General features: G+C 68.2%; 21 protein-coding genes. 3 read left to right on the top strand and 18 right to left on the bottom strand.

Translation table 11 applies throughout. The annotated features are described in order from the left end of the window. Positions 1–213 carry a DUF397 domain-containing protein gene (locus ACFZDJ_RS32865; RefSeq protein WP_391064204.1) on the top strand — a complete coding sequence of 71 codons (213 nt, stop codon included), beginning with the start codon at positions 1–3 and terminating at the stop codon, positions 211–213. Here the strand turns inward: ACFZDJ_RS32865 and glmS are convergent. Continuing rightward, positions 174–2,021 (bottom strand): glutamine--fructose-6-phosphate transaminase (isomerizing), encoded by a 1,848-nt coding sequence (glmS, locus tag ACFZDJ_RS32860; RefSeq protein ID WP_391064201.1) that lies wholly within the window; start codon positions 2,019–2,021, stop codon positions 174–176. The two genes, ACFZDJ_RS32865 and glmS, sit on opposite strands and share 40 nt — an antisense overlap. 210 nt (positions 2,022–2,231) lie before the next feature. Here glmS and coaA point away from each other — a divergent pair, with 210 nt between their 5' ends. Beyond that, positions 2,232–3,200: a type I pantothenate kinase gene (gene coaA / locus ACFZDJ_RS32855; RefSeq protein ID WP_168494664.1), complete on the top strand. Its 969-nt coding sequence runs from the start codon at positions 2,232–2,234 to the stop codon at positions 3,198–3,200. 181 nt (positions 3,201–3,381) lie between these two features. Here the strand turns inward: coaA and glmM are convergent, their stop codons facing one another. The 3 genes from glmM to rplM form a co-directional block, all read right to left on the bottom strand. Further along, complete coding sequence (gene glmM, locus ACFZDJ_RS32850) at positions 3,382–4,740, bottom strand: phosphoglucosamine mutase (RefSeq protein ID WP_390939990.1); 1,359 nt, start codon at positions 4,738–4,740, stop codon at positions 3,382–3,384. 163 nt (positions 4,741–4,903) lie between these two features. Next, positions 4,904–5,425, bottom strand: coding sequence for a 30S ribosomal protein S9 (gene rpsI / locus ACFZDJ_RS32845; protein WP_060895271.1), 522 nt, complete (start codon positions 5,423–5,425; stop codon positions 4,904–4,906). A gap of 45 nt (positions 5,426–5,470) precedes the next feature. Beyond that, positions 5,471–5,914, bottom strand: a complete 444-nt coding sequence (gene rplM, locus ACFZDJ_RS32840) for a 50S ribosomal protein L13 (RefSeq protein WP_101400131.1) — start codon at positions 5,912–5,914, stop codon at positions 5,471–5,473. A gap of 473 nt (positions 5,915–6,387) precedes the next feature. Here rplM and ACFZDJ_RS32835 point away from each other — a divergent pair, with 473 nt between their 5' ends. Then, complete coding sequence (locus tag ACFZDJ_RS32835) at positions 6,388–7,269, top strand: hypothetical protein (RefSeq protein WP_391064198.1); 882 nt, start codon at positions 6,388–6,390, stop codon at positions 7,267–7,269. A gap of 33 nt (positions 7,270–7,302) precedes the next feature. On the opposite strand, the gene ACFZDJ_RS32830 is transcribed toward ACFZDJ_RS32835, so the two are convergent. The 14 genes from ACFZDJ_RS32830 to ACFZDJ_RS32765 all read right to left on the bottom strand — a co-directional run bounded on the left by ACFZDJ_RS32830 (position 7,303) and on the right by ACFZDJ_RS32765 (position 20,875). After that, complete coding sequence (locus ACFZDJ_RS32830; protein ID WP_390939988.1) at positions 7,303–8,052, bottom strand: glycosyltransferase; 750 nt, start codon at positions 8,050–8,052, stop codon at positions 7,303–7,305. Next, positions 8,052–9,362 (bottom strand): UDP-glucose dehydrogenase family protein, encoded by a 1,311-nt coding sequence (locus tag ACFZDJ_RS32825; RefSeq protein WP_384909220.1) that lies wholly within the window; start codon positions 9,360–9,362, stop codon positions 8,052–8,054. The genes ACFZDJ_RS32830 and ACFZDJ_RS32825 overlap by 1 nt, the downstream gene beginning before the upstream one ends. Positions 9,363–9,416: 54 nt before the next feature. Beyond that, positions 9,417–11,186, bottom strand: coding sequence for a glycosyltransferase family 39 protein (locus tag ACFZDJ_RS32820; RefSeq protein ID WP_391064194.1), 1,770 nt, complete (start codon positions 11,184–11,186; stop codon positions 9,417–9,419). Beyond that, positions 11,183–12,190: a glycoside hydrolase family 26 protein gene (locus ACFZDJ_RS32815; RefSeq protein WP_384909216.1), complete on the bottom strand. Its 1,008-nt coding sequence runs from the start codon at positions 12,188–12,190 to the stop codon at positions 11,183–11,185. The genes ACFZDJ_RS32820 and ACFZDJ_RS32815 overlap by 4 nt, the downstream gene beginning before the upstream one ends. Then, positions 12,190–13,605, bottom strand: a complete 1,416-nt coding sequence (locus ACFZDJ_RS32810) for a glycosyltransferase family 2 protein (protein WP_168517701.1) — start codon at positions 13,603–13,605, stop codon at positions 12,190–12,192. Before ACFZDJ_RS32810 ends, ACFZDJ_RS32815 begins: the two co-directional genes overlap by 1 nt. Before the next feature lie 443 nt (positions 13,606–14,048). Beyond that, positions 14,049–14,906, bottom strand: coding sequence for a tRNA pseudouridine(38-40) synthase TruA (gene truA / locus ACFZDJ_RS32805; RefSeq protein ID WP_168510330.1), 858 nt, complete (start codon positions 14,904–14,906; stop codon positions 14,049–14,051). Positions 14,907–14,997: 91 nt separating this feature from the next. Beyond that, positions 14,998–15,507 carry a 50S ribosomal protein L17 gene (rplQ, locus tag ACFZDJ_RS32800; RefSeq protein ID WP_060895277.1) on the bottom strand — a complete coding sequence of 170 codons (510 nt, stop codon included), beginning with the start codon at positions 15,505–15,507 and terminating at the stop codon, positions 14,998–15,000. Between the two features lie 180 nt (positions 15,508–15,687). Beyond that, positions 15,688–16,710, bottom strand: coding sequence for a DNA-directed RNA polymerase subunit alpha (locus ACFZDJ_RS32795; RefSeq protein ID WP_003966937.1), 1,023 nt, complete (start codon positions 16,708–16,710; stop codon positions 15,688–15,690). Positions 16,711–16,825: 115 nt separating this feature from the next. Continuing rightward, on the bottom strand, positions 16,826–17,230 hold the full coding sequence (rpsK, locus tag ACFZDJ_RS32790; protein WP_003956432.1) for a 30S ribosomal protein S11: 405 nt from the start codon (positions 17,228–17,230) through the stop codon (positions 16,826–16,828). 64 nt (positions 17,231–17,294) lie between these two features. Further along, complete coding sequence (gene rpsM / locus ACFZDJ_RS32785; RefSeq protein ID WP_060901485.1) at positions 17,295–17,675, bottom strand: 30S ribosomal protein S13; 381 nt, start codon at positions 17,673–17,675, stop codon at positions 17,295–17,297. A gap of 209 nt (positions 17,676–17,884) precedes the next feature. Beyond that, positions 17,885–17,998, bottom strand: coding sequence for a 50S ribosomal protein L36 (rpmJ, locus tag ACFZDJ_RS32780; RefSeq protein ID WP_003998809.1), 114 nt, complete (start codon positions 17,996–17,998; stop codon positions 17,885–17,887). A 70-nt stretch (positions 17,999–18,068) separates the two neighbouring features. Further along, on the bottom strand, positions 18,069–18,290 hold the full coding sequence (gene infA, locus ACFZDJ_RS32775) for a translation initiation factor IF-1 (protein ID WP_003948620.1): 222 nt from the start codon (positions 18,288–18,290) through the stop codon (positions 18,069–18,071). Between the two features lie 415 nt (positions 18,291–18,705). Further along, positions 18,706–19,542: a type I methionyl aminopeptidase gene (gene map / locus ACFZDJ_RS32770; RefSeq protein WP_168517699.1), complete on the bottom strand. Its 837-nt coding sequence runs from the start codon at positions 19,540–19,542 to the stop codon at positions 18,706–18,708. A gap of 115 nt (positions 19,543–19,657) precedes the next feature. Then, a complete protein-coding gene (locus ACFZDJ_RS32765) occupies positions 19,658–20,875 on the bottom strand; it encodes a hypothetical protein (protein ID WP_391064190.1) in 1,218 nt (405 codons plus the stop codon). Between the last annotated feature and the right edge of the window lie 33 nt (positions 20,876–20,908).

The following is a 20,908-nucleotide window of genomic DNA, read 5'->3' as shown; positions in this document are numbered from 1 at the left end:
ATGGACAACTGGCGGAAGTCGTCCTACTCAGGCCCCGACGACGGCAACGAGTGCGTGGAAATCGCAAGCACACCCACCCGCATAACCATCCGCGACTCCAAGACCCCGGCCAAGGCCACCCTCACCTTCCCGACCGGAGCCTTCACCCCCTTCATCGAAGCCCTAAAGACAACTCACTCCACCGTCACCGACTTCGCCAGGTTCCGAGGCTGATCCACCTCGTTGCCCCGCGCCGTCGCCAGTTCACACGCGAACACCTGCAACGGCACCGTCGCGACGAGCGGCTGAAGCAACGTCGGCGTGGCCGGAATCCGGATCAGGTGGTCGGCGTAAGGGACCACCGCCTCGTCCCCCTCCTCCGCGATCACGATCGTCCGCGCACCCCTCGCCCGGATCTCCTGGATGTTGGACACGATCTTGTCGTAGAGAACCGAGCGCCCGCGCGGGGACGGCACCACGACCACGACCGGCAGATCGTCCTCGATCAACGCGATCGGCCCGTGCTTCAGCTCACCCGCCGCGAAGCCCTCGGCGTGCATGTAGGCGAGCTCCTTGAGCTTGAGGGCGCCTTCCAGGGCGACCGGATAACCGACGTGCCGCCCCAGGAACAGCACGGTCTTCTTGTCGGCGAGCGATCGTGCGAGCTCTCGTACCGGCTCCATGGTCTCCAGGACCCGTTCCACCTCGCCGGAGATCTGGGACAGGTCCCGGATGACGGCCTGGATCTCGTCGCCCCACTTGGTGCCGCGCACCTGGCCCAGGTACAGCGCGACCAGATAGCAGGCGACCAGCTGCGTCAAGAACGCCTTCGTGGACGCGACCGCAACCTCCGGACCCGCGTGCGTGTACAGCACCGCATCCGACTCGCGCGGGATCGTCGAACCGTTCGTGTTGCAGATCGCCAGCACCTTGGAGCCCTGCTCGCGGGCGTGCCGCAGGGCCATCAGCGTGTCCATGGTCTCGCCGGACTGGGAGATGGCGATCACCAGCGACCGCGTACCGAGAATCGGATCCCGGTACCGGAACTCGCTCGCGAGCTCCACCTCGCACGGGATCCGCGTCCAGTGCTCGATGGCGTACTTGGCGATCAGCCCGGCGTGGAAGGCGGTCCCGCAGGCCACGATGACGACCTTGTCGACCTCGCGCAGCTCGTGAACCGGGATCCGCACCTCGTCGAGCGTCAGTGAACCGGCCGCGTCGATCCGGCCCAGGAGCGTATCGGCGACCGCCTTGGGCTGCTCGGCGATCTCCTTGAGCATGAAGTAGTCATAACCCCCCTTTTCCGCGGCCGACGCGTCCCAGTCGATGTGATACGAGCGCACGTCCGCCGGACGGCCGTCGAAACCGGTCACCGTCACGCCGTCCCGGCGCAGCGCCACCACCTGGTCCTGACCCAGCTCGATCGCCGACCGCGTGTGGGCGATGAACGCGGCGACATCCGAGGCGAGAAAGGCCTCGCCCTCTCCAACGCCCACCACGAGCGGCGAGTTCCGCCGCGCCCCCACCACCACGTCCGGATCGTCCGCGTGCACGGCGACCAGCGTGAACGCGCCCTCCAGGCGGCGGCACACCAGCCGCATCGCCTCCGCGAGGTCGTCGCACGCCGAGAACTCCTCGGCGATCAGGTGTGCGACCACCTCGGTGTCGGTCTCGGAGGCCAGCTCGTGCCCGCGCTCGGCCAACTCGGCACGCAGCAGCGCGAAGTTCTCGATGATCCCGTTGTGCACGACGGCGACGCGCCCCGCGTTGTCGAGATGCGGATGGGCGTTCGCGTCCGTGGGCCCCCCGTGCGTGGCCCAGCGCGTGTGCCCGATCCCCGTCGACCCGGTCGGCAGCGGCCGGCCGACCAGCTCCTTCTCCAGGTTGACCAGCTTCCCGGCCTTCTTCGCGGCGGCGAGCCCCCCGTCCGCCAGCACGGCGACACCCGCCGAGTCGTACCCCCGGTACTCCAGCCGCTTCAGCCCGGCCATCACCACATCGAGCGCCGCCTGCGACCCCACGTATCCCACGATTCCGCACATGCGCCGCAGCCTAAGCGCCAACAGCCCCCCGAACCCGGCACTCCGTGCCCGAATTCGGAAATTCCAGCCACCTTTCGATGGGTCCACCGGCCCCCTGGACGCCCTTGGACGCTCCCGCGTGACCCCGAGTAACCGACTACGTGACCCACCCCACCCCCCACCCAGTCCACACTCCCGTAACAATGGACTGTGATCTCTCCGGTCTCCCCGATGCCCCGGAGCGCCCACCGGCACAGGCCGGAGGCGACTCCCTACGTCGACCTCACCCGAGCCGAGTGGAGCGTGCTGCGCGAAAAGACGCCGCTGCCACTGACCGCCGAGGAGGTCGAGAAGCTGCGCGGTCTGGGCGATGTCATCGACCTCGACGAGGTGCGGGACATCTATCTGCCGCTGTCCAGACTGCTCAATCTGTACGTCGGCGCCACGGACGGGCTCAGAGGAGCGCTGAACACCTTCCTCGGCGAGAAGGGCTCCCAGTCCGGCACCCCGTTCGTCATAGGGGTGGCCGGGTCGGTCGCCGTCGGCAAGTCCACCGTGGCGCGCCTGCTGCAGGCCCTGCTCTCCCGTTGGCCCGAACACCCACGCGTCGAACTGGTGACCACGGACGGCTTCCTGCTCCCCACCAAGGAGCTGGAGGCGCGCGGCCTGATGTCGAGGAAAGGTTTCCCCGAGTCGTACGACCGTCGTGCCCTCACCCGGTTCGTCGCCGACATCAAGGCGGGGAAGGACGAGGTCACGGCCCCCGTCTACTCCCACCTGATCTACGACATCGTCCCCGACCAGCGGCTCACCGTCCGCCGCCCGGACATCCTCATCGTCGAGGGCCTGAACGTCCTGCAGCCCGCCCTCCCCGGCAAGGACGGCCGCACCCGCGTCGGCCTCGCCGACTACTTCGACTTCAGCGTGTACGTCGACGCCCGCGCCGAGGACATCGAGCGCTGGTACCTCAACCGGTTCAAGAAGCTCCGCCAGACCGCCTTCCAGAAACCCGACTCCTACTTCCGCAGGTACACACAGGTATCCGAGGAGGAGGCGCTCGACTACGCCCGCACGACCTGGCGCACCATCAACAAGCCCAACCTGCTGGAGAACGTGGCGCCCACCCGGGGCCGGGCCACCCTCGTCGTGCGCAAGGGCCCGGACCACAAGGTGCAGCGCCTGAGCCTGCGCAAGCTGTAGTCGCAGGGGCCCCGCCGCCGGCTGTCATCGCACGCCGCAATGCCGCATCCAGCGCGTGGGGCTCCACCGGGCAGTTGCTGCTCGACCTGCTGGGCATCGTGCCGGCCGGTACGTTCACGCCGGTCGTCCAGAAGTGGCTCTGGGCCCAGCAGCGTGAACGTACCGCCAGGACAGGTCGCTTCTAGCCCAGCGCCGACTTCACCGCGTCCGCGAGCCGACCCGCCACCGACCGTGCGTGGTCGATGTCGGCGGCCTCGACCATGACCCGGACGAGCGGCTCGGTGCCGGAGGGGCGCAGCAGCACCCGGCCGGTGGAGCCGAGTTCCCGCTCGGCCTCGGCGACCGCGGTCGCGAGTTCGGCGGAGCTCTGCACCCGGGTGCGGTCGACGTCGGGGACGTTGATGAGAACCTGCGGCAGCCGCTCCATGACGGACGCGAGGTCCTGGAGCGTACGGCCGGTCTGGGCGATCCGGGCCGCCAGCAGCAGGCCGGTCAGCGTGCCGTCGCCGGTGGTGGCGTGGTCGAGGATGATCACGTGCCCGGACTGCTCGCCGCCGAGCGCGTAGTTGTGCTCCTTCATCTCCTCCAGGACATAACGGTCGCCGACCGCGGTCTGGATGAGGGAGACTCCCTCGCGCTCCATGGCCAGCTTGAAGCCCAGGTTGGACATGACCGTCGCGACGACAGTGTCGGAGCGCAGTGCGGAACGCTCCCGCATCGCCAGCGCGAGTACGGCCAGGATCTGATCGCCGTCCACCTCGGCACCCGTGTGGTCCACGGCGAGGCAGCGGTCGGCGTCGCCGTCGTGCGCGACGCCGAGGTCGGCCCCGTGCTCGACGACGGCGGCCTTCAGGAGGTCGAGGTGGGTGGAGCCGCAGCCGTCGTTGATGTTCAGGCCGTCGGGCGAGGCGCCGATCGTGATGATCTCGGCACCGGCCTGCGTGAAGGCCTCGGGAGACACTCGGGCGGCGGCGCCGTGCGCCTCGTCGAGGACGACCTTCAGGCCGTCGAGGCGGTTCGGGAGCACGCCGAGGAGGTGGGCGACGTACTGGTCGAGCCCCTCGTCGTACGCGCGCACGCGCCCGACCCCGGCGCCGGTGGGCCGGTCCCAGGGCGCGCCGGTGCGGTGCTCCTCGTAGACGCCCTCGATCCTGTCCTCCAGCTCGTCGGCGAGCTTGTGGCCGCCGCGGGCGAAGAACTTGATGCCGTTGTCGGGCATGGCGTTGTGGCTGGCCGAGAGCATCACGCCGAGGTCGGCGCCCAGCGCGCCGGTGAGGTACGCCACCGCGGGGGTGGGCAGCACACCGACGAGCAGGACGTCCACACCCGCGCTGGCCAGGCCCGCGACCACGGCCGCTTCCAGGAACTCCCCGGACGCACGTGGGTCCCGCCCGACCACGGCCACCGGCCGGTGGCCCTCGAACGTACCCGCCTCGGCCAGCACATGTGCCGCCGCCACGGAGAGACCGAGCGCCAGCTCGGCCGTCAGATCCGCGTTGGCGACACCGCGCACGCCGTCCGTGCCGAAGAGTCGTCCCACTGGTGTCCTCCTGATGAAGCTCAGTTTTCGGAAGTCATCCGATCATGCAAGCCTTTGAGCGCCTTGTGCCGTTATACGCCCTGGGCTGTGATAAACGAACGCCCCGGCGGCACACAGCGTGCCGCCGGGGCGAACGGTCGTACGAATACGCAGCAGCCAGTGATTAACGCTTGCTGTACTGCGGAGCCTTACGGGCCTTCTTGAGACCGGCCTTCTTGCGCTCGACCGCACGGTCGTCGCGCTTGAGGAAGCCGGCCTTCTTCAGGGCCGGGCGGTTGTTGTCCACGTCCGCCTCGTTCAGCGCGCGGGCGACACCGAGACGGAGCGCACCGGCCTGACCGGAGACGCCGCCACCCGAGATACGGGCGATGACGTCGTAGCGGTTGTCGAGCTCGAGCACCTTGAAGGGCTCGTTGACTTCCTGCTGGTGCACCTTGTTGGGGAAGTAGTCCTCAAGGGTGCGACCGTTGATCTTCCACTTGCCGGTGCCCGGGACGATCCGGACGCGGGCGATGGCGTTCTTGCGACGGCCCAGGCCGGCGGCCGGCTGCGGGTCGCCGAAGCGGCCCGCGAGCGACTCCGAGGTGTACTCGCCCTCGACGGGGACCTCGGACTCGGTGGTGTAGTTCTCGATGTCGACGAGCTCAGTCTCTTCGACCGGCTGCTCAACGGTGGTCTCGGCCACGATTCTCCTCAGATTCTTTTCTGTCTTAGGGGGTGGTGGCCGGAACTACTGCGCGACCTGGGTGATCTCGAACGGGACCGGCTGCTGGGCAGCGTGCGGGTGGTTCTCGCCCGCGTAGACCTTCAGCTTCGAGAGCACCTGACGGCCCAGGGTGTTCTTGGGGATCATGCCCTTGATGGCCTTCTCGACGGCCTTCTCGGGGTTCTTCGCCAGCAGCTCGTCGTAGCGGACGGAGCGCAGACCACCCGGGTAACCGGAGTGGCGGTACGCCAGCTTCTGGGTCTTCTTGTTGCCGGAGAGGTGCACCTTGTCGGCGTTGATGATGATGACGAAGTCACCAGCATCGACGTGCGGCGCAAAGATCGGCTTGTGCTTGCCCCGCAGGATGTTCGCGGCAGTGGTCGCCAGACGACCCAGGACGACATCCTGGGCGTCGATGACGTACCACTGGCGAGTGATGTCGCCGGGCTTGGGGCTGTACGTACGCACGGTCGTAGCCTTCGCTTCTTCAGTGAGTGGGTCCTGACATGGCCACCACGGACGATCACGACAGCCCTGACCGCACCTCGGTGACGCATACCGAGTGCTGGTCGCTGGTCATCGGCCCCGGTGGACCGGTGTAAGGGCCCCTCACGTGAGAATGAGCAAGCCAATACACATAACGAACTGCAAGAGTACCCGCGCTTGCCCGGAAGGGTCAAAACGCGGGTTCGCGACCCGGGTGCCTCGGCACCCAGGGCCACGCGAACAGTCACTGGAAACAGAGTAAGGCAGCCCTTGCCTCCGCAACCGTCCGACTACCCGGCGTCACCGGACGGCCGGCGCCGGGAAGCCTGTCGAAGCGTGTCGCACCAAGCACCCGGAGATGTCAGTTTTGCCCTTGCGCACTCAGGTCACGCTAGGGGCTCAAGTGCCCTCCGGTGCGGAACGCCACCCCCCGTACCCCGTCTAAGATGCGCCCCATGAGTTATGGGCAGGGTGGGCAGGGGGAGCCTCCGTGGGATCCCTGGAAGCCTGGTTCTCAGCAACCCGATTGGGGACGTCGGAACCAGACTCCGGACTGGGCGGCACTCGCCGAGGCGTCCGAGACACGCAACCGGAGGCGCAGACTGCTGGTGATCGTCGGCTCGGCGGTCGCCACGATCGCGGTCGGCGCTGCCGTCGCCGTGGCCGTCGTCTCCTCGAACGGGGACAACCAGGCCGGGAACACGCCCAGCAAGCTGCCCGCCACCGCGACCATCCCGAGCGACAGCACGGCGCCGATACCGACGTTCGCGCCGACCTCGGCGCCGCCGCCGCTGGATCCGATGGACTTCATATCCAGCGTGCAGAAGGACACCGCGCCGCTCAGCCCGGACATCCTCTTCCCCGGTTCGCAGCTGACGATGGGTGACCGCGTCTACCGCAAGGGCCCCACCGCCTCGACGGAGAAGTGCGCGTCGGCCGTGCAGGGCACACTGCCCGCGGTGCTCACCAAGAACGACTGCACCCGGTTGATGCGCGTCACCTACAGCAAGGACGGCGTCGGGGTGACCGTCGGCGTCGCGGTCTTCAACACCGCGGCCCAGGCGGCCAAGGCGAAGTCCGAGGCGGACAGCAAGAGCATCATCACCTCGCTGTCCGGCCAGGGCGTCGCCAACTTCTGCCGTACGGCGGTCTGTCGCTCGACCACCAACTCCTACGGCCGTTACGCCTACTTCACGCTGGCCGGCTTCATCAACGGCAAGGACGTGACGACGAAGGACGCCAAGGTCTTCACGACCGGCGACGACCTGGCTGAGTTCGCCTTCCGCCAGATCCACCGCCGCGGCGAGGCCCAGGCGTCGACGGCGGCCAACCAGTAACCGGCCGGCCGCCCCCCGCACCCGGGACCCGGGTCACTTGTTCTTCATACGCAGCCGGATCGGCACCACCGCCGACTCCAGCTGCGTCTTCAGCGTCATCTTCGAGACCCCCTCGGTCCGCTCCTCGAAACGGATCGGGATCTCGACGGCGCTGTGCCCCGCCCGTACGGCCTTGTACTTCAGCTCGACCTGGAAGCTGTAACCGGCGCTGTCCAGCGTGGCAAGATCGATGTCGCGCAGAGCCTGGGCCGACCAGAGGTTGAACCCGGCCGTGATGTCCCGGATCCGGGTGCCGAGCACGGTACGGGCGTACCGGTTGGCGAAGCGGGAGAGCAGGACGCGGTGCGCGCCCCAGTCCTCGTCCAGCGAGCCGCCCTCCACGTACCGGCTGCCGATGACCAGGCCCACCCCGTTGGCCAGGGCCGTGCCGAGCATCCGGGGCACGGCCTCGACGGGGTGGCTGCCGTCGGCGTCCATCTGGACGACGTACTCGGCGCCCTCGTCGAGCGCGAGACTCATCCCGGCCGCGTAGGCACGCCCGAGCCCGTCCTTCTCGGTGCGGTGCAGCACGCTCATCCGGCGCCGCCCCTTGTTGTTGTACTTCTCCGCCAGCTCGTCGGCGATCCTGCCGGTGCCGTCCGGGCTGGAGTCGTCCACGATCTTCAAGTGAAGGCCGTCGAGCGGCAGTTGAAGTACGGCTTCGGCCATTCTCGGCAGATTGGCCGCCTCGTTGTAGGTAGGCATGACCACGGTCACCGCCGTGTCCGCCCCCATGTCGTACATCAAGCCCTTCTCCCCTCCCCACCGGGCGCGGGACGACCCAGCGCCCGGAATTCCCAGCCCGCCGCGGTCCAGCGGTCCGCGTCGAGCACTCCTCTGCCGTCCACGATCCGCGGACGGGACACCAGGGCCGCCAGCGGCCCCGGGTCCAGCTCCCGGAACTGCGGCCACTCCGTCAGATGCAGCACGAGGTCCGCCCCGCCGAGTGCCTCCTCGACCGAGACGGCGTACCCGAGCAGCGGATACGCCTTGCGGGCATTGTCCATCGCCTCGGGGTCGTAGACCGTGACATCGGCGCCGTCGAGCCGCAGCCGGGCGGCCACGTTCAGCGCGGGCGAGTCGCGGATGTCGTCCGAGTCCGGCTTGAACGCGGCACCCAGGACGGCGATCCGGGCCCCGAGGACCCCTCCCCCGCACAGTTCCCGGGCGAGCGCGACCGCCCTGTCGCGGCGGCGCATGTTGATGGCGTCGACCTCGCGCAGGAACCCGAGCGGGACGCCGAGCTCATCGGCGCGGTGCGCGAAGGCGCGGATGTCCTTGGGCAGACAGCCGCCGCCGAACCCGACGCCCGCGCGCAGGAACTTGGCGCCGATCCGGTCGTCGTGGCCGATGGCCTCGGCCAGGACGGACACGTCGCCGCCCGCCGCCTCGCACACCTCCGCCATCGCGTTGATGAACGAGATCTTGGTGGCGAGGAAGGCGTTGGCCGCCGTCTTGACCAGCTCGGCGGTCGGGAAGTCCGCGGTGACCAGCGGCGTCCCGGCGGCCAGGACCGGGGCGTACACCTCCCGGAGGATCGCCTCGGCACGTGCGGAGCCGACGCCGAACACCAGCCGGTCGGGCCGCAGGGTGTCCTCGACGGCGAAGCCCTCGCGCAGGAACTCGGGGTTCCAGGCGACCTCCACGGCATGGGTGTCCGCGAGCCGCCGGGCCGTTCCCACCGGCACGGTCGACTTCCCGACGAGCAGCGCGTCCTCGGCCGCGTGCGCGGCGATCGCCGCGAACGCCGCGTCGACGTACCGCAGGTCGGCGCCGTCGCAGTCGGCCCGCTGCGGGGTCCCGACGCACACGAAGTGCACCTGCCCGAAAGCCGCCGCCTCCTCGTAGGAGGTGGTGAACCGCAGCCGTCCCGAGCCGAGATGCCTGCGGACGAGTTCACCGAGCCCGGGCTCATGGAACGGCACCCGCCCCGCGGCCAGCGCGGCCACCTTGTCGGGGTCGACATCGACCCCGAGCACCTCGTGCCCGAGCTCCGCCATACAGGCGGCGTGGGTGGCACCGAGATAGCCGGTGCCGATGACTGTGAGCCGCATGAGCACGGCCTTTCCTACGGGATCAGGAACGAAATGGTGAGAGGTGACCGGCATTCAGGACGTCTTCGTCCAGATCTTGTACGTGCCCGAGCCGCCCGAGCTGATCTTGAACGGGATCGCGCCGACCAGGCGGTAGTGCCCGCTCTCGCGCACCTGTCGTTCGAGGTACTTGTCGAGCTCCGGGGTGGCGATACCGTCCAGGACGACGAGGTCGAAGTAGCCGTCCTTCAGGGCGAGCCGGTAGCCCTCGTTGCCGTGGTGGACGGCGCCCTTCTTGTCCGCGTATCCGATGCCGTACGTCGAGGTCCACCGCGAGTGGTCCGTCTTGTCCCGCAGGTAGTAGACGGGAACCTCGTACGTGGCGCCCAGATACCTGCCCTGGGGCTTCATGTACGGCTCGATCGCCTTGACGAGCGGCGTCGAGTCCGGCCACAGGCCGAAGCGCCACTCCGACTGCGAGACACCGAGGCACAACGCGGTGACCCAGATCAGGATGCCGAGCTGGGGGTAGCGGAAGTGTTTGCCCACCAGGCGGATCACGCCGATCCCCGCCATCGGTGCGGCGAAGAGCAGACCGAAGTCCAGGTGCTTGTAGAGCGAGACGGAGGTCTGCAGATGGATCTGGTACGCCGGGGCCAGCAACGCCGTACCGGTCAGCAGCAGCCCGAGCAGCGTGCGCCAGCGCCATCCCGGCCCGTGCAACCCGTACGAGCGCGGGGACTCGTTCATCCGGCCCCGGCGCGCGTAGAAGAACGCTCCCGCGCAGGCCGTGGCGAACATCAGCCCGCCCCACTCCCCCGACTTCTCCAAGAGATCCATGGCGGCATCGGTGCCGTGCGCACGGTTGGTGGTGGTCTGCTTCACGCCTGCCAGAACGTTCGTGTACATCAGCCCGACGCCGACGAGCACACCGGTGCCCACGGTCAGCAGGGCCGCCCGCAGCAGACAGCGCCAGCCGCGGTAGTGCCAGCTCGTCAGCGCGGCGAGCACGATCAGAGTGGGCACGTACAGCGCGGACGCGTACTTCACCGCGACGGCGAGGACCATCACGGGTGCCGCGAGCAGCACCACGACCGCGGGCGCCCGGTTGGTGCGTACGACGATCCAGGCGGCCAGAGCGAGAAGGAAGATCGCGGGCGCGTCGTAGGTGGCGAACCAGCCCAGCACGATCGTCGGCTGGGTGACCGCGAACAGGGCGGCGGCCACCAGCGCGACGCGCTCGTTGAACATGCGCCGGGTGAAGGAGTACAGCAGGCTGGTGGCGCCCAGCATGCACAGCAGGCTGAGCAGCCGCGCTCCGGACAGCCCGAAGTATCCGTCGACGACCGCGGCCGCCACCGGGTACAGCATCGGCGACCCCGAGAAGTACGACTCGTAACCGCTGTGCAGCGGTGTGCCGTTCATCAGGTGGTCGATGATGTTGTGTCCGGCCGCCAGGTACAGGGCCTCGTCCTGGAAGGCGGTGTTGGACAGCCGCAGCGACAGCACGGCCTGGATCGCCAGGACGAACAGCAGCACCCCGCGGCTCACCCAGGAGCGCCGTCGGCTGGGGGTGTCGTCCCACCCGGCGTCCGGGGTCTCGGGAATCGTGTACGCGGGTTCGACGGGCACCTGCTGCTCGACGGTGCGCAGCGCGTACGTGGGCTGGTCGTCGTGCCGCTGCTCGGGAACGGCCGGGGCGTACTGCTCCTGCTGGTACTGCCCTTGGTACTGCTGCTGATACGCGGCCGGCTCACCCCCGGAGTTGAACCACGTGACATCCTCCTCGTCCGCGCCGTACGGGTCGTAGGGCTGCGGCGTGTAGTGGTTCTGTCCGGCGTTCATCGCGACTTCCGTATGTCGAAGCCGAAGAGGTCGTTCGCGGCGAGGCGCTTGAACTCCTCGAGGGCCAGCGGGCTCGCCTCCAGCCGCCAGTCGGCACGCTTGCGGTGGTTGAACCAGATGAAGCCGATCATGTTGTCGTCGGCCTCCACACCCGCGAAGAGGTTGCGGATGTCGGCGCGACGCCGCTCGCCGGGCATGGCTCCGGTCTCCAGAAGCAGCATGGGCTTCTTGGTGAAGGTGCGGATCTGGTCCCGGGTCGGACCGAAGACACTCTCGAAGGCGTTGTCCTCGCCGAGCGTGAAGTAGCCGACGAGTCCGACCCAGTCGACATAGGCGTCACCCGGGTAGTACGGCTTCAGCTTGACGGTCTTGACCGGGTTGATGATGTTGGGCGCCCAGGCCCAGATCACGTTCGAGGCACCCGCGTCGAGGAACGTGTCGTGGATGTGTCGCCAGGCGGCCACGTACTGCTGGGGCGTGACGCTCTGGGTGCCCCACTTCTCCCAGTGACCATTCATCTCGTCGGCGAAGTCGATCACGACGGGCAGGTTCAGCTTCCGGACCGCCGTCGCGTACTTCTTGATGTACGCGTCCGACTTACCGGCCGCGATGTCGGTGAACGAGACGTCGAAGGGCTCCCAGGACATCAGCGTCAGGGCGCCCTCGCCCCAGGCCTTGCGGACCCCGCTGGCGTCGAAGCCGTCGCCCCACCCCGCGTAGTACTCGATCAGGTTCGGCTGCTTACCGGTCATCTTCGTGTACGCGTCGACGCTCTTCATCGAGGTCGGGGCTCCCGCGACGGCCGCTCCGTAGTACTTCTTCGCCGGCTTGAGCAGCGGTACGACGTCGTACGGGACGTCCGACTCGGCGCTCGCCGAGGGATCCGTCTTCGCGCCTCCGGAGGAGGCCGACGTGTCGGTGTCATCGCCGAGCAGCGAGCAGCCGCTGAGCATGAGCAGCGCGGAGAGTGCGAGCACGGCGGACCGTGCACGGGTGAACAACATCAGGCGGCCGCCTCCGCTCGGGGCTGGACCAGAACGCGGCCCACGACGAGGGCGTAGAAGAGTCCGGAGGACAGGATCAGGGCGAAGTCGGGGGCGTTCATCGTGAACATCCGCCATGCCCCGGCACCCACCCAGATCAGGGCGGTGCCGCCGCTCCACACCCACATGCCGATCCAGAAGCGCCGGGTCTTGTTCTTCTTGGCGCCGGAGGAGCCGGTCGGCTGCCAGCCCATGCGGTTCTTGCGGAGGATGTCCCAGATCGCGAAGACATGGGCCCAGCCGTACATCATGCGGGCCGCCCAGGCCTCGAGCCGGTAGGGGGCCTTGTGCCACATGGGGAAGATGATCGTGGTGTAGACGATGCTGGGCACCACCAGGAGCAGATTCTCGACCTTGAGCTTCTCCGGCATCATCAGCAGCAGCACGATCGGGATCACCGGCGCCGCGAAGGTGAACAGTGCCGTGTGGATGTAGTAGAAGAAGCCCGACATGTAGCAGAGGCGGCTGGACAACTTGATCTTCCGCTGCCAGAACTTCTTGCTGCCGAGCAGACTCATCGAGCCCGAGCACCAGCGGTACTGCTGGTTGAAGAAGGCGCCCGCGCTGTCCGGGCAGACCCCGGTGGAAACGGCGACCGGCACGTACCGCAGGTCCCAGCCCAGGCCGCGCAGGTCGAAGCCCGTGTGGACGTCCTCGGAGTGCTCGATCAGCGTGGTTCCGCCGTTGGTGTCCAGGGCGGCCCGCCGGTAGATGGCACAGGAGCCGACGCAGATCGCGCCGTCGCTGCCCTGCCGGGACACTTGCACGGACCGGTAGAACAGCTCCTGTACGGCGCCCGCACCGCGCTCGATCCAGTTCTGCGAGTCCAGGACGCGGAAGTACTGCGGGGACTGGACGATCCCGACGCGCGGGTCCTCGGCCATGTACGGCAGCAGCTCTTCGAGCAGGTCGGCGCGCGGCGTGAAGTCGGCGTCGAGGATGAGGCAGAACTCGCCGTCCGACTGCGCGAAGCCGAAGTGCAGATTGCCCGCTTTCTTGAACCAGCCGCGGTTCTCCCGGGTGCCGTAGCGGAACCCGAAGTCATGGGCCATCGCCTCGAGCTCGGAGCTGGCTCCGTCGTCGAGCACGAACGGCACACAGACGCCCGGATACCGGTCGGCCATCGCCCGCACATGCGTCCAGGTGTTGTGCAGCACCTCGATGGGCTCACCGCACACCGGCAGGAAGACGTCGACCGAGGGATAGACCTCGGGCCGCCAGTTCGCCACCAGACGCCGGTGGTGCTTGATGTCGAAGTCCCGCGTGAAGCCGTTCACCCGCAGCGAGATCAGGTAATAGATCACCGTGAAGACGAGCAGCGGCGTGTAGATCCACAGCACCGGCGTGGACTGCGCCAGTTTGAACTGGCTCACGATCAGGCAGAGAAAGCTGACCAGCGAACTGATCGTCAGAATCCACAGATGCCGCTTGGCGTACGAGTACTTCTCAGCCTCGCTGGGCGGCAGCGGCAGCAATCCCAGGGAGACCTGGCCGCCGCGCCCCGCTCTTCGCCTTCCGCTCTGCCGCGTAGCGCGGCGCCCACCCGTGCGGACAGGACCAACTGAACTCATGCACAACCCACCCCCGGGTCGGAAATGACCCGATGACCCCCACCCTCGCCCCAGCCACCCCATTTCGAACTATTGGCCGGGAGGCGAAATCATATCCGGGAGGTAAGGGCTTCGTAAGGTACAACCTGCGCACTAAGTCGGATATCACGCATGATGGGCGATATAAAGAGGGAACATCCTGGTTACGCGCGCATTTCGGCACGCCGCATAACGGGCCAATCTCCCTCTGCAGGGAGACCGAGATCACGTCAGCAGCAGCCGGCCCCGGGCAGCGTCCGCCGGTTCCGCGCCTCCTTGTTGCGCGCGGCGAGCAGTTCGTCCGCGGGGTAGCCGACCTCCTCCAGGGTCAGCCCGTGCGGCCGTACGACATGGACGGCCGAGTCCCGTACGCCGGCCGCGAGCACCTTCCCGGGCCAGTCCGGCCCCCGGTGCCCGTCCCCCACGAACAGCAGCGCACCGATGAGCGAGCGCACCATGTTGTGGCAGAAGGCGTCGGCGCGGACGGTGGCGGTGATGACCCCGTCGTCCCCGCGCACCAGGCTCAGCTTCTGGAGCGTACGAATGGTCGTGGCGCCCTCGCGCTTCTTGCAGTAGGCGGCGAAGTCGTGCTCGCCCACGAGCCGCTCGGCCGCCTCGTTCATGGCGTCGACGTCCAACGGCCAGTCGTGCCACAGGACGTGACCCCGCAGCAGGGGGTCCACTCCCCCGGGGTTGTCGGTGACGCGGTAGGCGTAGCGCCGCCAGATCGCGGAGAAGCGGGCGTTGAACCCGCTGGGGGCCTCCCGCAGGGACCACACCCGCACGTCCTTGGGCAGCCGTCCGGCCAGCCGCTTGAGCAGCTTCTCCTCGTGCTCGGCCCACAGCTCGACGGGAAGATCGACGTGCGCCACCTGCCCGCGCGCGTGCACACCGGCGTCGGTGCGTCCGGCGACGGTCAGCTCGTACGTGGTGTCCTTGGACCGCGTGACGGTCCTGAGGGCGTCCTCGATCTCCCCCTGCACGGTCCGGCGCCCCGAGGCCTGCTTGGCCCACCCGGAGAACTCGGTCCCGTCGTACGACAGATCCAAACGCACCCGTACGAACCCGGGCTGTACTTCGTCACTCACACCTAGATCCTCTCAAGGCCGGCATCTGTGCCGGAACACGAAAGCGGGCCCGCCCCCGAAGGGACGGACCCGCTCACAGCCAGGCAGTGCCTCAGGCGTCCTTCGACTCCTCGGCGGGAGCCTCGGCGGCGTCCTCGACCTTGGCGTCCTCGACCTTGGCCGGAGCCTCGGTCTTGACCTCGGCGTCCTTGGCGGCACGCTTGGTGGCCGCCTCGGCCTCACCGGTGGCCTGCTGGGCCACGGTCAGGGCCTCCACCAGCTCGATGACGGCCATGGGCGCGTTGTCGCCACGGCGGTTACCGATCTTGGTGATACGGGTGTAGCCACCCGGGCGGTTCTCGTAGCGCGGGCCGATCTCGGTGAAGAGCGTGTGCACGATGCTCTTGTCCGTGATCACCGAGAGCACCTGACGGCGGTTGTGAAGGTCACCCTTCTTCGCCTTGGTGACCAGACGCTCCGCGTACGGGCGCAGGCGACGGGCCTTCGCCTCGGTGGTGGTGATGCGGCCGTGCTCGAAGAGCGACTTCGCGAGGTTCGCGAGGAGCAGCTTCTCGTGCGCGGCGCTGCCGCCCAGACGGGCACCCTTGGTGGGCTTCGGCATGGTGTTTCTCCTAGGTGTCTGCCCCGGCCGTATCAGGTACCGGGGTCAGTGTCCGAGCGGGCGATTGCCCGTCGGAGATCCGGACAAGCCCTGAAGGGGCGAGTCCGGAAGGGGCGCGGGGAACTGCGCGACAAGCCACAGCGCACCCGCACCCAAGAACCGGCAGCCGGTCCCGAGCTCTTAGTACTGCTCGGTCTCGACGAACCCGGCATCCGCGTCGTCGTCCGCGCCGAACGCGTCCGCCGCAGCGGTGGGGTCGAATCCGGGCGGGCTGTCCTTGAGGGCCAGGCCCATGCCGGCCAGCTTCGCCTTGACCTCGTCGATGGACTTCGCACCGAAGTTGCGGATGTCCAGGAGGTCTGCCTCGGAGCGGGCGACGAGCTCACCCACGGAGTGGATGCCCTCACGCTTGAGGCAGTTGTACGAACGAACGGTGAGCTCCAGCTCCTCGATCGGCAGCGCGAGGTCGGCGGCGAGGGCGGCGTCCGTGGGGGACGGGCCCATGTCGATGCCCTCGGCGTCGATGTTGAGCTCGCGGGCCAGACCGAACAGCTCGACCAGGGTCTTACCGGCCGACGCCATGGCGTCACGCGGACGCATGGCCTGCTTGGTCTCGACGTCGACGATCAGCTTGTCGAAGTCGGTGCGCTGCTCGACACGAGTCGCCTCGACCTTGTACGTGACCTTCAGCACCGGCGAGTAGATCGAGTCGACCGGGATGCGCCCGATCTCCTGACCGACCTGCTTGTTCTGAACGGCGGAGACGTAGCCGCGACCGCGCTCGACGGTCAGCTCCATCTCCAGCTTGCCCTTGCCGTTGAGCGTGGCGAGGACGAGGTCGGGGTTGTGCACCTCGACACCGGCCGGGGGCGCGATGTCGGCGGCGGTGACCAGACCCGGGCCCTGCTTGCGCAGGTACATCACGACCGGCTCGTCGTGCTCCGAGGAGACGACCAGCTGCTTGATGTTGAGGATCAGGTCGGTGACGTCCTCCTTGACGCCCGGCACGGTGGTGAACTCGTGCAGAACGCCGTCGATGCGGATGGACGTGACCGCCGCACCCGGGATCGAGGACAGGAGGGTCCGGCGCAGGGAGTTGCCGAGGGTGTAGCCGAAGCCCGGCTCCAGCGGCTCGATCACGAACCGGGAGCGGAATTCGTCGACGACCTCTTCGGTCAACGAGGGACGCTGAGCAATCAGCATGTTGCGATCCTTCAGTCATGGGCGCCCGCTATTTGACGCCCTGCTGCTACTGCAAGGGTACGGGCGGCACGCCTCCGAAGAGGCGTACCGCCCGCAACCTCAAGACAACCGAGCCTCAGACGCGGCGGCGCTTGGGCGGACGGCAGCCGTTGTGCGGGGTGGGGGTGACGTCCTGGATGGAGCCGACCTCGAGGCCAGTGGCCTGGAGGGAGCGGATCGCGGTCTCGCGACCGGAGCCCGGGCCCTTCACGAAGACGTCAACCTTGCGCATGCCGTGCTCCTGCGCGCGACGGGCGGCCGACTCGGCGGCCATCTGCGCGGCGAAGGGGGTGGACTTGCGCGAGCCCTTGAAGCCGACGTGGCCGGCGGAGGCCCAGGAGATCACGTTGCCCGAGGGGTCCGTGATCGAGACGATCGTGTTGTTGAACGTGCTCTTGATGTGAGCGTGCCCGTGAGCGACGTTCTTCTTTTCCTTGCGGCGCACCTTCTTGGCAGCGCCCTGACGACCCTTGGGGGGCATCTATTACTCCTACGGGAGGTGGTCGGTCCTACAGCGAAGACCGCTGATAAGCGTCCGCTGAGGACTACTTCTTGCCCGGCTTCTTCTTACCGGCGATGGCGCGACGCGGGCCCTTGCGGGTACGAGCGTTCGTGCTGGTGCGCTGACCGTGGACGGGCAGGCCACGACGGTGGCGCAGACCCTGGTAGCAGCCGATCTCGACCTTGCGGCGGATGTCGGCCTGAATCTCGCGACGGAGGTCACCCTCGGTCTTGATGTTGGCGTCCACGTACTCGCGGATCTTGACCAGCTCTTCTTCGGAGAGGTCACGAACGCGGGTGTTCGGGTTCACGCCGGTCTCGGCCAGCGTCTGCTGGGAAAGGGTCCGGCCGATGCCGAACACGTAGGTCAGGGCGACCTCCACACGCTTTTCGCGCGGGATGTCAACACCGGAAACGCGTGCCATTCAATGGCTCCAGTTGTCGTTCGGAGGTCTTCCGCAGAACCGGATCCCGCCCGCCGTCCTCTTCACGCTGAAGATTCGGTACGAACCGGGTCCCCGGCCTCCGACCGGGGGTGTCAGGCCTGATGAGACTCAGCCCTGGGTTCTGCGTATGAACATGTACTGCTTGCGTCGCGCGAAGTATCTGCGGGTGCAGAAGGTGCGGTCGTGCGTCAGCCCTGGCGCTGCTTGTGGCGCGGGTTTTCGCAGATGACCATGACCCGACCGTGACGGCGGATCACCCTGCACTTGTCGCAGATCTTCTTGACGCTCGGCTTGACCTTCATTGGGTGAGGTTCTCCGGGTCAGTGCCACCCCCCGCGTCCCGGAACCGGGAGCACGGAGTAAAGGCAAGATCTACTTGTAGCGGTAGACGATCCGGCCACGCGTGAGGTCGTACGGAGACAGCTCCACCACGACCCGGTCGTCAGGGAGGATGCGGATGTAGTGCATCCGCATCTTGCCGCTGATATGTGCCAGGACCTGGTGGCCGTTCTGGAGCTCGACCTTGAACATGGCGTTCGGAAGAGACTCGACGACAGTGCCCTCGATCTCGATGGCACCTTGCTTCTTGGCCACGCTTCGCCCTTCGAATCGACTACCTTGATCGACTTCGCACGAGCGCATGCAGACATGCGGGTGCACGAGAGCCGACGAGTCAGTCTACGTCAGGGCCCTCGGAAAGACGAATCGAGAAAGAATGCCCCACTACCGAGATCTTTAAGCAACTGGGGTCGGCCGCGCGTGACCGCAGGCCGCCGCGCGGGCGTTCCGTACCGGAGCCGTGGAGACGTACGGCGACCACGTCGCCACCCGCCGTAGCCCACCCGCGCCGGCCACTCGGCGGCCACGGCGCCCCCGCACTCCGGCGGCCGGGCAGAGCCACCGGCATCGACTGGCAGCCCCGGCACGGGCCACCGCCCGGCCACACCGACAGGTCCGGACGACGGGTCCGGCGCGCGACCCCGCGCTCCGCCGGCCTCGCCTGCCGCCGTCAGGCCAGCGGGTCCGGCGCCGCAGTAACCCCGTACTCCGCCAACTTCGCCCTGCCGCCGTCAGGGGCGGTGAGGACCAGCGGGCCCTGCTCCGTCAGCGCCACCGAGTGCTCCCAGTGCGAGGACCACGTGCCGTCCGTCGTGATGACCGTCCAGTCGTCCTCCAGCACCTCGGTGCGCGGTGTGCCCAAGGAGACCATCGGCTCGATGGCCAGGCAGAAGCCGGGGACCAGCTTCGGGCCCTTGCCGCGCCGCTTCTCGACGTAGTTCAGGAGGTGCGGGTCCATGTGCATCTCGGTGCCGATGCCGTGGCCGCCGTAGTCCTCGATGATTCCGTACTTGCCGCCGCCGGGCTTCGGCTGGCGGCGGATGTACGTCTCGATGGCGCGGGAGACGTCGACCAGGCGGTTGCCGAGCTTCATGGCCGCGATGCCGGCCCACATCGACTCCTCGGTCACCCGGGAGAGCTCGACCAGCTCCGGAGCGTGCCCCGTGCCGACGAACGCGGTGAACGCGGCGTCGCCGTGCCAGCCGTCGATGATCGCGCCGGCGTCGATGGAGATGACGTCGCCGTCCTTGAGGACGACCTCGTCGGACGGGATGCCGTGGACCACGACCTCGTTCACCGAGGTGCAGATCGTCGCGGGGAAGCCGCCGTAGCCGAGGAAGTTCGGCTTCGCGTCGTGCTCCGCGAGCACCTTGCGCGCGACCTCGTCCAGGTCCTTCGTCGTCGCACCCGGCACGGCCGCCTCACGCGTCGCCGCGTGGATGGCGGCGACGACCAGCCCCGCCTCACGCATCTTGGCGATCTGCTCGGGGGTCTTGATCTGCACCATCAGCTCTGCCTTCTCCAGGTTTCTCACGGGTGCGAGCCCGGTTTTGTACACCACAACAGTACGGCCCCCGGCGGGGTGGCAACACGCGGTCGCGCCGGTCGCGGCCGTACCCCGGTCAACGCCGGGTGAATACCGGGAACCAGCGGCTCTCGTCCTGCAGCTTCGCCGTCCGGAAGCCGGAAAGCGGAGTGGCCTTGCCGTCCAGGCCGACCAGGAGCAGCTGGTTGCGGAACTCACCCTCGCCGGGGCTGCAGCGCTCGGGATCACACCGCCAGGCGATGAGGTGACTGTTGTCGGCCCACGCGAGCAGCTGCTGGCCGGGGACCACCGCGGCCCGCTTGCCGGTCTTCGCATTCCGTATCTCGGAGACGATCTGGTCGCCCTGCCCCACGAAGGCGCCGGCCACCAGGTTCCCGTCGGGGGACCGGACCGCCCCCGGGTAGGACGGACGCGCCTCCTGATCCGGGGCAGGCATCCTCTTGCCGGTCACGTCGTAGTAGATCAGGCCCGCCTCATTGTTGCCGGGTTCCCACACCAGCTCCCCGTCACGGCTCCACTGGAAGTCCTGACGCCCACCGGCAGGGGCCCCCTGCCCGCTCTTCTCGCCCGGCCGCTCGGCGAAGTCCGCCTTGCCGGAGGCGACATCGATCACGTAGAAGCCGGTGCGGCTCTGCTTCGGCCCGGGCACGGTCTTGTCGTTCACCCGGTAGGACGCGTCCTTGAACAGACCGTCCGGGTTGAGGCTGTACGCCGTCGCCAGCAGGCGTTTGCCGTCCGGTGAGAACTGCACACCGCCGACGCTCCTGTCGACCTTGATCCAACGCTGCACCTTGCCCGTGGCCAGGTTCAGCAGCCCTATCCGGTCGACGGGCAGATCGCGCTCAAGCACCGCCGCGGTCTGCATCCCGGGGGCGACGTCCAGCCAGGCCCAGTCGGTCTTCCCGTACCGCCCGGTGGCCGTGTTGAGCAACCGCCACTCGTAGGTGCCGATCGCGTTCCCGTTCGGCTGCTTCACGAGCTTCATCGTGTAGTACGCCGTGACGGCGGCCTTCCCCGCCGCGATCAGCTCTCGAGGCGGCGACTGATCCGGGTGTGCCGCCACGCCCGTGACATCGGGCACGCTCGCGGGCCGCCCATGCGCTTCACCACCGCGCAGGGCGAGCGACACCGCGATCCCCGCGGCGACGACCGCCGCGACGACGGCGGCCACCACGAGGCGTCGAGCCTTGCGACGGCGCAGCAGCGGCTGTGGCCGTTCGGCGGAGTCCGCGGCCGGTCGCGCCTCTGGAGAGGACGTTTTGACCGCCGCGCGGGCATGCGGGTCGGGAGCCATGCTCGTACCTCCATGGGAGAGACGACTGGGACA

Source organism: Streptomyces sp. NPDC007896 (genome assembly GCF_042959425.1).
GTDB lineage: Bacteria > Actinomycetota > Actinomycetes > Streptomycetales > Streptomycetaceae > Streptomyces.
The sequence above is the reverse complement of the archived record's forward strand: the minus strand, read 5'-3'. Positions and strand labels throughout refer to the sequence as shown.